Source organism: Streptomyces arenae (genome assembly GCF_022343545.1).
Lineage (GTDB): Bacteria > Actinomycetota > Actinomycetes > Streptomycetales > Streptomycetaceae > Streptomyces > Streptomyces humi.
The window spans coordinates 76753-88595 of sequence record NZ_JAKQYH010000033.1 but is presented as its reverse complement, the minus strand read 5'-3'; the positions used below and the strand labels follow the sequence as shown (position 1 = coordinate 88595).

Annotated in this window: 10 protein-coding genes; 6 read left to right on the top strand and 4 right to left on the bottom strand. The window is 70.2% G+C overall.

Annotated elements, in window-relative coordinates:
- Position 1 precedes the first annotated feature (1 nt).
- Positions 2–874, top strand: coding sequence for a helix-turn-helix domain-containing protein (locus MB828_RS15170; RefSeq protein WP_301648611.1), 873 nt, complete (start codon positions 2–4; stop codon positions 872–874).
- A 168-nt stretch (positions 875–1042) separates the two neighbouring features.
- Here MB828_RS15170 and MB828_RS15165 read toward each other — a convergent pair whose 3' ends face one another.
- Together MB828_RS15165 and MB828_RS15160 are read right to left on the bottom strand one after the other, a co-directional pair.
- On the bottom strand, positions 1043–2638 hold the full coding sequence (locus MB828_RS15165) for an FUSC family protein (RefSeq protein ID WP_301648610.1): 1596 nt from the start codon (positions 2636–2638) through the stop codon (positions 1043–1045).
- 69 nt (positions 2639–2707) lie between these two features.
- Entirely contained in the window at positions 2708–3310 is a 603-nt protein-coding gene (locus MB828_RS15160; protein ID WP_301648609.1) for a cysteine hydrolase family protein, read from the bottom strand.
- Between the two features lie 74 nt (positions 3311–3384).
- Here MB828_RS15160 and MB828_RS15155 point away from each other — a divergent pair, with 74 nt between their 5' ends.
- Complete coding sequence (locus MB828_RS15155; protein ID WP_301648608.1) at positions 3385–3885, top strand: MarR family winged helix-turn-helix transcriptional regulator; 501 nt, start codon at positions 3385–3387, stop codon at positions 3883–3885.
- 195 nt (positions 3886–4080) lie between these two features.
- Here the strand turns inward: MB828_RS15155 and MB828_RS15150 are convergent, their stop codons facing one another.
- Both MB828_RS15150 and MB828_RS15140 read right to left on the bottom strand, forming a co-directional pair.
- Positions 4081–6489: a SpoIIE family protein phosphatase gene (locus tag MB828_RS15150; RefSeq protein ID WP_301648607.1), complete on the bottom strand. Its 2409-nt coding sequence runs from the start codon at positions 6487–6489 to the stop codon at positions 4081–4083.
- A gap of 360 nt (positions 6490–6849) precedes the next feature.
- The gene (locus MB828_RS15140) at positions 6850–7467 is read right to left on the bottom strand and encodes a cysteine hydrolase (RefSeq protein WP_301648606.1); all 618 of its coding nucleotides are present in this window, start codon (positions 7465–7467) and stop codon (positions 6850–6852) included.
- A gap of 95 nt (positions 7468–7562) precedes the next feature.
- Here MB828_RS15140 and MB828_RS15135 point away from each other — a divergent pair, with 95 nt between their 5' ends.
- The 4 genes from MB828_RS15135 (at position 7563) to MB828_RS15120 (ending at position 11836) form a co-directional block, all read left to right on the top strand.
- Entirely contained in the window at positions 7563–8063 is a 501-nt protein-coding gene (locus MB828_RS15135) for a MarR family winged helix-turn-helix transcriptional regulator (RefSeq protein WP_301648605.1), read from the top strand.
- Positions 8060–9535, top strand: a complete 1476-nt coding sequence (locus MB828_RS15130; RefSeq protein ID WP_301648604.1) for a DHA2 family efflux MFS transporter permease subunit — start codon at positions 8060–8062, stop codon at positions 9533–9535. The genes MB828_RS15135 and MB828_RS15130 overlap by 4 nt, the downstream gene beginning before the upstream one ends.
- A 560-nt stretch (positions 9536–10095) precedes the next feature.
- On the top strand, positions 10096–10332 hold the full coding sequence (locus tag MB828_RS15125; RefSeq protein ID WP_301648603.1) for a hypothetical protein: 237 nt from the start codon (positions 10096–10098) through the stop codon (positions 10330–10332).
- Positions 10333–10507: 175 nt separating this feature from the next.
- Entirely contained in the window at positions 10508–11836 is a 1329-nt protein-coding gene (locus tag MB828_RS15120) for an Nramp family divalent metal transporter (protein WP_301648602.1), read from the top strand.
- Positions 11837–11843: the final 7 nt, after the last annotated feature.

Sequence of the window (11843 nt, the reverse complement as noted above, 5' to 3'; positions counted from 1 at the left end):
CATGACCACATCCGCAGATCCGAACGAGCTCGGCGCCTTCCTCAAGGCCCGGCGAGCGGACCTCGACCCGCGGCAGTTCGGCTTCGACGACGGCTTCCGGCGCAAGGTAGCCGGGCTGCGCCGTGAGGAGGTGGCGCAGCTCGCCGCGATCAGCGTCGACTACTACACCCGCCTCGAACAGGGCCGGGTCCAGGCATCCGCCGCTGTCCTGGCCACCCTCGCCCGCGCGCTGCGCCTGGACGGCGACCAGCAGAGCTACCTCTACGCCGTCGCGGGCAAAAGCGACAGCCGGCCCCGGCGGCGTCGCCGCCCGCAGCAGCCGCGCCCCGCGATGCGGCGCCTGCTCGCCCAGCTCACCAGCACTCCGGCCATCGTGCTCGGCAAGCGCATGGACGTGCTGGCCTGGAATCCCTCCGCGGCAGCGCTCTACCTCGACTTCGACACCGTGCCGGCGACGGAGCGCAACTACGTGCGCCTCGTCTTCACCCACCCTGTGCTGCGCGGGCTGCACGCGGAATGGGAGCACGACGCCCGAGACGCGGTCGCCGCGCTCCGCATGGCAGCCGCCGCCGATCCCGACGACCCGGAACTCGCGCGCCTCGTCGGCGAACTCTCCCTGCAGGACGAGAACTTCCGTACCTGGTGGGCCGAGCGCCGGGTCAACAGCGCCAGCTACGGCACCAAGCAGTACCGGCACGCCCTCGTAGGCGACCTCACCCTCGACTGCGACACCTGGACCGCCCCCGACGGCTCCGGCCAACGCCTCATGGTTCTCACCGCAGAACCCGGCAGCCCCTCCGACGATGCGCTGCGCATCCTGTCCTCCTGGACCGGGCCTGCCGCGGAGTCGACCAAGACAGGGCCACGGCGATGACCGAGTGGAGCCGGCAGCAGCTTGAGAGCCTGGATACGACGTGCTCACTCCTGCTCATGGCCGGCGACGGCGGGACGGACGGCCCGCAAGTCGAGATCGGCATGGTAGTCGTCGGCGGCGTGCATGGTCCGCTCAGGTGCATGGTGCTTTTGTGGCGGAGGGGTTCGGTCAGCGCGGTTGCGTCGGGCGCCGGATACCGGTGGGGGCGCGTGCATCCGGTGCGAGGTGGTCACGAGGGGCGGGCTTGATGGCCAGGGTGGCCGCTCTGGTGGCGTGCCGCATCAGGTCGTGCGCGGCGTTGGTGATGTCTGTGCTGGTGCCGGGGGGCTGGAGTTCGGGCGGTGCGGGTCGGGGTGCGGCCAGGCTGTCCAGTGTGGCGCCGGTGTCTCTGAGGTGCTGGGCCAGGTGGTGGAGTGCGTCGGGGGTGTAGGGCAGGGGAGGGGTCGCGTGGGGCGGGTGCGCGGTCAGGGGTGCGCGCAGGCGGGCGGAGGCGTCCCGGACGGCGTCGAGTGCGGCGATCAGTTGCCGCGGTGGGCGGGGCTGGGTGGCGAGCCTGTTCTTCGAGGTTTCCAGGTGCTGTTCGGCGGCCTCGACGGCGTCGCGGGTATGGGCGCGTTCGGCCGGCGGGGGGCCTGCGGCCAGGGAGGCGACGCGGTCGAGGTAGCGGGCCTGCGCCATGAGCAGGTTCTCCAGGCGTCCGGGGACCAGGGTCTGCTCGCGGTGCGGCCACAGGAAGAGGGTGGCCAGCGCCGCCAGAGCGGCGCCTGCCATGTTGTTCGAGACGCGCTCGGCTGCGTCGATCCAGGTGGACCGGGCGTCCAGGGAGAAGAGCAGGAGCATGGCGGGGGCGGCGAAGATGGGCCACAGGCCGTAGTTGTAGCCGCGCAGGATCCGGGCGGTGCCGGCGCACGCCACGGTGACGGCGGCCAGGGCCGGTGCGGACGGAGCAGGGGCGAGGATGAGCAGGGCGGCGGCGAAGCTGGAGCCCAGGACGTTGCCGATGACCCGTTTGGCCATACGGCTGGTGGTCTGCCCCCAGGTCGGGCGCAGGCAGCCGAAGACGCCCGCCAGGACCCACGTTCCGTGCGGGATGTGGAGCTGGCCGACGGCGATGAAGGCGAGGGTGAAGCAGACCGCGAGCCGCACCTTGTGCCGGAATTCCGGGGTGCGGCTGGTGACCGAGGCGCGCACCCCGGCCCAGTGACGGGCCCGCCCCCTGCCCTCGGGGCCGCGGCGGGGCTCGTGCGGCGTGGGCGGGGTGGAATCCGGGCGGCCCACGATGAGCGGGATGAACAGCAGCAGGCTGGTCCACAGGCCGCCGGAGGCGAACAGCAGGGCGTAGGTGCCGCCGCCGGCGCCGGCCAGCCCCTGCACGGCGAACACCAGGGGGATGACCGGTGCCATGCCCGGTGTCGCGACCGGCGCGATCAGCGCGATGGCCAGCACGGTCAGCGGAAGGCTGCCGCTCACCAGGACGCCCAGCGCCGTGGCTGCCGAGCAGGCCAGCCACTGCAGGCCGATCTGTCTGACACGATTCCGCAGGTCGCCTTGGGGGACCAGCAGGTTCAGCAGGTAGGACCCGATGCCGGCCGCGACGCCGGAGGCCGGACGGCCCGCGGCGATACCGATCGCCAGCGGGACACCGAGGGCCAGGACCATGCCCACGCCGAAGCGCCAGGCCCAGTGGCCCTCGCGGGCGAGGTAGAGGCCGGTGACCGTGCGGCCGGCGTCCCGCACGGACCGCAGGGGCGTCCGTGCCTCCATGTCGTCTCCTTGGGCGTTCCGGCGCGCCTGCGCCGGGGTGGGTTGGTCGAGGGGTCGCTGCGGGCGCCGTCAGCGCGCTGCCTCGGTGCGTGCCGCTGCCTCGAAGGCGGCCACGTCGATGACGTCGGCCTGGCTGGGCAGCAGCGAGGTGATCAGCGTGTCGTGCAGCTGCTGGTCGGGATCGCCGCACACGTCGCCGAGGACCAGGAGGCGGTAGTCCTTGTCCGCGCCGTCACGGACGGTGGACAGGATGACGCCGCTGGTGAAGATGCCGCCGAGCACCAGGGTGTCGATGCCCTGTTCGCGCAGCAGCGGGTCCAGCGAGCCCGTGGAGAACGCGCTCACGCGGGTCTTGGTGACCGTCAGCGGCTGGTCTTCGTGGGCCTCGCGCAGCGCCGGGTGGACCTCGTTCTCCGGCTCGGTCGCGGCCAGGGCACCGGCCCGGGCGACGGGGGCGAAGGCCTTGTTGTGCGCGGGCACGGCGGCGTGGTCCTCGGGGGTGAAGGCCACACGGACGTGGATCTCACGGATACCGGCGTCGAGCGCCGCGCGCTGGGCGCGTTGGGCAGCCCGCAGGATCCGCTCGGCGCCAGGAAGGGCACTCAGCAGGGAGTGCTGGAGGTCCATCAGCAGCAGAGCGGTGCGCTCGGGAATGAGAGGTGAGGAGATCATGGCCGTTCCTGTCGTCGGGACATAACCAATTTACTACAGTGCTGAATAATACAGTGCCGTAGTAAGCTGGCGTGGTGAGCGAACGTGACATCGACTGGCTCAGCCCTGATGAACTGCGCATCTACCGCGCCTTCAACCGCGCCGCAGAAGCCGCCTCGTCCCGGCTGGAGGCCGACATGGAACGCGAGGCGGACCTGCCCCGCAGCTACTTCGACATCCTGTGGCGGCTGCGCCGCGCCCCCGGCCGCACTCTGCGCATGACCCGGCTGGCGGAGCTCACCCACTCCAAGGCCAGCCGGATCACCCACGCGGTCGGCCGGCTGGAGGCCGCCGGACTGGTACGCCGCGAGGTACCCGAGGGCGACCGGCGCGGCTGGCAGGCCGTACTCACCGACGAAGGTCTGGCACGGGCCGAGCAGGCCGCACCCGTCTACGCCCGCAGCGTCCGCGACAACGTCCTCGCACCGCTCAACACCAAGGAACGCGAGCAGCTGACCGCCATCGGCAACAAGCTCCTGGCCCACCTGGACCCCGAGGCGCTGCCCGGCGCCGGAGAGCGGGAAGCACGACCGTGACGTTCAGATTGCGTGCTCGATCGGGGAGAGCCCGTCCAACGGGCGGCGGCATTGGCCACCGTCGCGGCACAACCGCTTAATGTTGAACCAAGTACCGCAGTAGAACCGGTCTGCGTCAGCGACCGCCGCTCCCGGTTGTCCGCGCCTCTCGCCTACGTCCGGCCGGCCCCGTGGCCCGGCCGACTGTCCGAGTGCTCAAGCGTGTTCACCTTCTGTGATGTGCTGTTCGCACCAGATGGTCTTGCCGTTGCGTGATTGGCGTGTGCCCCATCGGCGGGTGAGCTGGGCAACGAGCAGGAGTCCCCGGCCGCCCTCGTCGAGGAGCCGCGCGCGACGCATGTGAGGGGCGGTCGTGCTGGCGTCGGACACCTCGCAGATGAGCGTCCGGTCCCGGATCAACCGCAGTTGTATGGGCGGACGGGCGTACCGGATGGCGTTGGTGACGAGCTCGGTGACCACCAGTTCGGTGACGAAGGACGTGTCGTCCAGCCCCCAGGCAGCGAGCCGGCGGCCGGCCCAGGAACGGGCCTGGCCCACTGCGGCCGGATCGGGGGGCACGTCGAGGACAGCGACCATTTCCGAGGTCAGGACCCGCGTGCGGGCGACGAGCAGGGCGACGTCGTCCGGAGGATGGTCGGGCAGCAGGGCGAGCATGCCGTTGCAGACCGTCTCCGGCGACAGTGCGGGCATGGCGAGCGTGCCGAGCAACCGCTCCAGTGCGTTCCCCCAATGCGCCCGGTCGAGCAGGCCATCGGTGTAGAGCACGAGCATGCTGCCTTCCGCGAGAGTGACGTCGGCGGACTCGAAGGGCAGGTACCCCAGGCCGAGTGGAGGGCCCGCGGCCTGGTCGAGCAACTCGGCGGCGCCGTCCGGGGTGACCACGACCGGCGGAGGGTGCCCGGCACGGGCCATGGAGCACACGCCGGAGACGGGGTCGTAGACCGCGTACACGCACGTGGCGCCGAGGTCGGAGGAACCGGGACGGCGCTCCTCCGCTTCGGTGGCGAGGTTGGTGACCAGGTAGTCCAAGTGAGTGAGCAACTCGTCCGGGGGAAGGTCGACATCGGCGAGAGTGCGCACCGCGGCGCGCAACCGCCCCATCGTGGCGGCGGCTTTCACACCGTGGCCGACGACGTCCCCCACGACCAGACCGACCCGCGCCCCGGACAGGGGGATGACGTCGAACCAGTCGCCACCCAGCCCGGGCCGTCCGCTTGCCGGAAGGTAGCGCGAGGCGGCGACCACCGCGGCCTGTGCCGGAACTCCCGGGGGAAGCAGGCTGTGCTGGAGTGTGAGAGCGGTGGTCCGTTCGCGGGTGAACCGGCGGGCGTTGTCGAGACAGACGGCTGCTCGCGCGACCAGTTCTTCCGCCAGGAGCCGGTCATCGTCCTTGAATGGTTCCGGGTTTCGCCTGAGGAAGATGGTGACCCCCAGGGTCATGCCACGTGCCTGCACGGGGACACCCATCATGGACTGAAATCCGTACCTCTCGAACCTCGCTGCGCGCTTGGGGTCCTCGGCGAGCCAGGACCGCACGTCCGCGTCCCGTATCCGACGCACGGCCGATCGGCGCGTCGCCATGCAGTGCACAGGGGGTGATCGCAAGGGATAGAAATCCACGGAGCCGGGCTGATGGGTGTTTCTGGGATCCACCGGAAAGCTGGACTGGTGCGCCACGCGTCGCAGAGCGACGGTACCCGTGAACGGAGCTGGTTCGTCGCCTTCCAGCATGGTTTCCAGCAGGTCGACGGTGACCCAGTCGGCCAGCCTGGGGACGGCCACGTCGGCGAGTTCCTGAGCCGTACGCATCACGTCAAGGGTGCTGCCGATGCGGGTGCTCGCCTCGTTCAGCAGAGCGAGGCGTTCCCGGGCGCGATGCTGGTCGGTGACATCGTCCACCGTGGTGCACAGACCCAGTGCGTTTCCGCGCGGATCGCGCAGCACGGAGGCCGAGGCGGAGAACACCCGGTCGCGGTCCGGGTCGGCCCGCATGTGACCGTGAATCTCACCGTCGAAGGCGGACTCGCCTGTCTCGATCGCGTGGCGCAGGCGTCCCTCCCAGTCCCGGACATCCCGCCCGGAGATGAGATCCTGCAGGGTCTTCCCCTGCCGCTCCGCTGCCGATATGCCGGTCAGTCTCGTCATCGCCGCGTTGTGCCCGACGCATCTCAGCTCTGTGTCGAAGACTGTCAGCGGGACGGGTGATTCGGTGAAGACCCACTCGACCAGGGCTCGTTCGACGTCCTGCGGAGTGGGCTGCCGCGCACCTGACGCCACCAGAACCCAGTGACTGCGGGCGCCGCCGTCCATGAAGCGGTAGGCCCTTCCTGACAGCCGCAGCGGACGGCCGTCCTGGCACCGCGCCGACAACTCGCCCAGCCAGCTGTCCTGCCCCCTCGGGAGGGCCCAGTAAGGGGTGCCGAAATCGGGTTCGAAGAGGTCGGCAGCCGCCTTCCCCACGATGTCCTCGGCGGCATGACCGAGCAGCCGCTCGGCTTCGGGGGCCCAGCCTGTCACGACGCCTCGTTCGTCAACCGTGATGACCATGGACCCCGAGAGCTCGCCCAGCAGCCGTCCGACTGCGGAGTCTCTGTCGGCGTTCATATCGCCCCACCTCACTCAGGTGGATCACTGGCCCAGCTCAAGCATGCGCTTGCCCTCACGCCGGGGGCAACGAGAGCCGACCGGAGCACAGGGGCTGTGGGCGTCAGGACCGGTTCAGAACCTCTTCGACAGCGGTGTGGGTACCGCGCCCTCACGCAGGATGGCGGGTAGCGCGGTCGTGAGGTCGACGATGGTGGACGGCACGTTTCCGCTCGGCCGGCCGGGGAGGTTGGCGCTGGACTGGGCGACGGGCCCTGCGCTGCGGAGCGGATCCGGCGCCCCCGGCGCCCGGCTCCCGAGTGCCGGGGGAGCGGGCGCCGAGCGAGGGTGCCTGCCGCTCGTCCGGGATTACCGGCTGGGTCAGCGGGTCGGGCTCGCGGCGGGGGCTGCCGCGCCGGCGGCTGCCTCGAAGGCGGCGACGTCGAGGATGTCGGCCTGCATGGGCAGGACGGACTCCATCAGGGTGCGGTGGAGCTGCGGGTCGGGGTCGGCGCAGACATCGCCCAGGACCAGCAGCCGGTAGTCGCGGTCGGCGGCCTCACGCACGGTGGACAGGACCACGCCGCTGGTGAAGATGCCGGCGAGCACCAGGGTGTCGATGCCCTGTTCCCGCAGGAAGGGGTCGAGGGAGGTGGTGCTGAACGCGCCGACGCGGGTCTTGGTGACCGTGTGCGCGGGCGCACCCTCGCGCAGCAGTGGGTGCACGTCGTTCTCCGGCTCCGCCGCCGACAGCGCGCCGGCCTCGGCCACCGGCGCGAAGGCCTTGTTGTGCGCGGGAACGGCCGCGTGGTCCTGCGGAGTGAAGGCGACCCGCACATGGATCTCGCGGATACCTGCCGCCAGTGCGGCCCGCTGAGCACGCTGGGCGCGCTCCAGGACGGGTCCCGGCTCGGGGAGGGCCGCCAGCAGGGAGTGCTGGAGGTCCATGAGCAGCAGTGCGGTCCGGCCCGGGTGCAGGGCGGAGGTCTGGCTTGCCAAGGTCTTTTCCCTTCGTCGTGGGGGTCTCGCGGAGCCGTGGCGGACGCGAGGAGATTTACTACAGCGCTGAATAATCCTGTAGTGTAATAAACGTGATGAGCGACGAACAAATCGACTGGCTCTCCCCGGAGGAACTTCGGGTCTTCCGTGCGTTCAACCGTTCCTGGGAGGCGGTGTCGGCCCGCCTGGACGCAGACATGGAGCGGGAGACGGGCCTGCCCCGCACCTACTTCGACATCCTGTGGCGACTGCGACGCGCGCCGGACCGGTCCCTGCGGATGAGCCGACTGGCCGAGATCACCCACTCCAAGGCCAGCCGGATCACCCACGCGGTCGGCCGCCTTGAGGCAGCGGGACTCGTGCTCCGGGTGGTCCCGGAGGGGGACCGGCGCGGCTGGCTGGCGGTCCTGACCGACGAAGGACTGAGGCAGGCGGAAAAAGCCGCACCGGTCTACGCGCGCAGTGTGCGCGACCACGTCCTCGCTCCGCTCACCACGGAGGCGCGCGGCCAGCTCACCGCCATCGGCGAAACGCTCCTCGCGCGGCTCGACCCGGAGGCGCTGCCCGGCGCCGGAGACAAGGAAGAAAGGTCATGACCACCCGGATGACCCGGACGCCGCCCCGGGCCCCGGCGCCCTCAACGAGCACCGCACCCCGGCTGTGGCAGATACAGGTCGTCGCAGGACTGGGAGGATTCCTCGCCGGCGTCAACACCTCCACCATGGATGTCGCCCTGCCCACCGTCAGCCGGCACTTCGGCGCCTCGGCGTCCACCGCGTCCTGGACCCTGCTGTCCTACATGCTCGTGACCACCGTGCTGGTGTTCGTCTTCGGCCGGGCCGCCGACATGATCGGCCGCCGCCGGATGTACCTGGCGGGCACAGCCCTCCTCACCGGCGCGAGCCTGCTCTGCAGCCTGGCGCCCGACATCACCTGGCTGATCGTCTTCCGCTGCGTGCAGGCCATCGGCGCGGCCGCGCTGCTGAGCAACATCACCGCGCTGATCACCGACGCCTTCCCCGCCCGCCGTCTGCCCACCGCGCTGGGCATCAACGTCACCGTCGCCGCCATGGCCCAGGTTCTCGGCCCGGCCCTCGGCGGCGCCCTGGCCTCCGGCCTCGGCTGGCGCGCGGTGTTCTGGTTCAACGTCCCCATCGGCCTCGTCGGCCTGGTCTGGGCCGGCTCGATCCTGCGTCCCGACACCACCCGATCCCGCGGCGAGTCCTTCGACTACCTCGGCGCCGCCCTGTCCGCCGTCGCGCTCGGCGGCCTCATCCTCGCCCTGTCCGAAGGCGGCGCCATGGGCTGGAGCAGCGTCCCGGTCCTCGCCGGCCTCGCCCTCTTCGTCGTCTTCACCCCGCTCTTCCTGCTCGTGCAGGCCCGCCGCCGCCACCCGCTGATGGACCTGAGCCTGTTCGCCGACCGGGCCCGCAGCATGGCCTACCTCGCACTGTTCCTCATGGCCATGGCCTACTTCGCCGTCGTCCTGCTGATGTCGCTCTACCTCCAGGCCGCCTCCGGAATGGCCCCCTACGAGGCCGGACTCCACGTTCTCTACGTGGCGTTGGCCATGGCGATCGTGTCGCCAGTCGCCGGCGGTCTCCGCAGCCGCTTCAGCGCGCGCATCCTGTCCAGCAGCGGACTGCTCCTGGCGGCGGCCGGACTGTTCGCGCTCTCCGTGATCATCAAGCCGTCGATGAACAGCGTGGCGCTCGCGGCATGCCTGATGGCCGTCGGCGCCGGAGTGGGCCTGTTCATGACCCCCAACACCAGCTCCATCATGGCGTCGGTTCCCGCGCGCCGACGTGGCATCGCCAACGGGGTGCGACAGACCGCCCAGAACGCCGGCTACGCGGTCAGCACCGCGCTCGCTCTGGCCATCGTCACCAGTGGCCTGCCAGGCGCCACCAAGCAGGCCGCCTACGCGGGCGAGGTGTCCAGCCTCTCGCCCCGCACGCTGGACCTCTTCACGAGCGGCTACAAGTGGGCTCTGCTGACCCTCGGTGCCACCTGCGTCCTCGCCCTCATCGCCTCACTCAGCCGCGGCCGGGGGACCTCCACCGACTGAGGGGCATCGCCCGAGAGGCCGCAGCCGCCGTCCTGGTTCCATGCGACCTGGCCGGCGGCGCTTTGGGTTCTGGGGCATGCGTCACGCGACAGGCTCGACGCGGATGACGTCAGCTGCATTGACAGCCGAGGGAGAAATCTATTTGAATGAATTTCACCCGAGCGTGATCCGCCGCCCTGCCAACGCGGTGATCACGGAGCGCTCGGCGGGACGACGCGCCGCTGGGAGCGACAGTCGTCCGACCTTCGACGGCGAGGGAGGCACGACGTGACCGGTCGACTGTCTGCCGCCGCCTCATCTTTGCCGAGCCGCAGAGAAAGCACCGTGAACGCCGATGCTCGTACTTTCGCAGTCGCCGGACACCAACCATGACTGGCCCCTTACCTCAGAGGAAGCGCCGAGCCTCGCCGCGCGGAGGTGGGTGGTCAATGAGACCGGGTCCCGCGACGAGCGCCCTGAGGAACCACGGTGAAGGCCGTGAAGTGCGAGCGCCTTCCCGACATCACTGCCGTGGCCGGCTCGCCACGGCCCGACATCCTCCGGCGGAAGGACAGAGGCCGATGCTGAGCACCGCGTCCACGCACGACACACTCGTTCGGCTGGCATGTCTTGGGGCGGCCATCAGTCTCGAAGCGGGTCTCCTTCTGCTCGTAGCCCGCTCGCTCGAACTCGACACCGTTCCGCGAGGAATGGTGCGCAGGGTTCGCTGGTGGAATACCCATGGCCGGATGGTCATGCTGGGCGGACTCGCCCTGGTCGTCGCCCCGGTCGCGGCCCTGATCGTATCGGCTCGCTGACACCGTCCGGCATCGCCCTCTTCTGCTGATCGTGCGCGCCCCCATCACTCCGGGCATGCGGCGCCATCGCTCCGGGTGTGCGGCGCCATCCGTCAGGCGCCCCCAGTGAACGGCGGGCGCACCCGTGCCGTCGCATTCCGACTCACCCGGTGATCACCTCGGACGGAGCCCACGCATGCCACACCCGCAACAGGGCGGGACGGTTCACATCGTCAAACCGCCGAGGTCTCGGTCGAAAACCGGAGCACGCAAGTTCCGCCTGGGTTCCAAACCCCCTACCGGCTTCTCCACCACGCTGCTCGGACCGGCGTTTGTCGCGGCGATCGCGTATGTCGACCCGGGGAACTTCGCCGCCAACGTCCAGGCCGGAGCCACCTTCGGCCCGCTGCTGTTGTGGGTGGTCGTCGCAGCCAACCTGGTCGCGATGCTGGTGCAGTACCTCTCCGCGAAGCTGGGCCTGGCGACAGGGCTGAGTCTGCCGCAGCTGTGCCGCCGGGAGTACCCGCGGCCCGTGGTGATCGGCCTGTGGCTGCAGGCCGAAGCCGTCGTGATGATGACCGATCTGGCCGAAGTGGTCGGCGGGGCCATCGCCTTGAACATCCTCTTCGGGCTCCCCCTGCCCGTCGGCGGCATCGCCACGGCCGCGGTCTCGCTGGCCATGATGCCCATGCGCAGCCGCGGCCGACGCCGCTTCGAACTCCTGATGACCGTTTGTCTGACGCTGCTCCTCGGCGTGTTCCTCGGCCAGGTGGTCGCTTCCGACGGCGCGACTCGCTCTCTCGGCGGCCTGGTACCCCACCTGGCGGGTGGCGGCAGCCTCTTGACGGCCGGCGGCATCGTGGGGGCCACGGTCATGCCACACGTGATCTACCTGCATTCCGCCCTCACCAGCGACCAGCGCGCCGCTGTCGTCGCAGCCGGGAGCGCGGACGGCATGGCGGACGCCACGCGACGCCGATCCGTGTTGTGGCACATGCGCATTGACGTGCTCATAGCGTTGGGGGTGGCCGGCGTCGTCAACACCGCACTGTTGATCGCGGCCGCCACCTCCTTGTACGGCAAAGCGCCCGAAGCGGGGGACTCCTTGAACGCGGCCTACGACGCCTTCGGAAACGCCATGGGGGCAACCGCCGCCGCGGCGTTCGCCATCGCTCTGCTGATCTCCGGCCTGGCAGGTACCAGCGTCGGCATTTACACGGGTCAGATCGTCATGGGTGGCTTTCTGCGGCGCACCATTCCTGTCCTGCTCAGACGGCTGCTCACCGTGGCACCCGCCTTGGGTGTCCTGTGGAGCAGCATCAGCCCCACCGACGCATTGGTACTCAGCCAGGTGGTGCTCTCTTTCGGAATTCCCTTCGCACTCCTGCCCCTGATTCTCCTCACCCGGGACAAGACGCTGATGGGACCCTGGGTGAACCGCGCCACCACCACGGCCTGCGCTTGGTTCGTAGGGGGCCTGATCACCGTCCTCAACGTATGGTTGCTGGCTCAACTCGTCATGTAAGTCCGCC

What these genes read in the sequence shown, in the direction of transcription:
- MB828_RS15165 (WP_301648610.1), bottom strand. Translation starts at nt 2,638, where the DNA reads ATGGAGGCACGGACGCCCCTGCGGTCCGTGCGGGACGCCGGCCGCACG.
- MB828_RS15170 (WP_301648611.1), top strand. Translation starts at nt 2, where the DNA reads ATGACCACATCCGCAGATCCGAACGAGCTCGGCGCCTTCCTCAAGGCC.
- MB828_RS15135 (WP_301648605.1), top strand. Translation starts at nt 7,563, where the DNA reads ATGAGCGACGAACAAATCGACTGGCTCTCCCCGGAGGAACTTCGGGTC.
- MB828_RS15130 (WP_301648604.1), top strand. Translation starts at nt 8,060, where the DNA reads ATGACCACCCGGATGACCCGGACGCCGCCCCGGGCCCCGGCGCCCTCA.
- MB828_RS15125 (WP_301648603.1), top strand. Translation starts at nt 10,096, where the DNA reads ATGCTGAGCACCGCGTCCACGCACGACACACTCGTTCGGCTGGCATGT.
- MB828_RS15120 (WP_301648602.1), top strand. Translation starts at nt 10,508, where the DNA reads ATGCCACACCCGCAACAGGGCGGGACGGTTCACATCGTCAAACCGCCG.
- MB828_RS15150 (WP_301648607.1), bottom strand. Translation starts at nt 6,489, where the DNA reads ATGAACGCCGACAGAGACTCCGCAGTCGGACGGCTGCTGGGCGAGCTC.
- MB828_RS15160 (WP_301648609.1), bottom strand. Translation starts at nt 3,310, where the DNA reads ATGATCTCCTCACCTCTCATTCCCGAGCGCACCGCTCTGCTGCTGATG.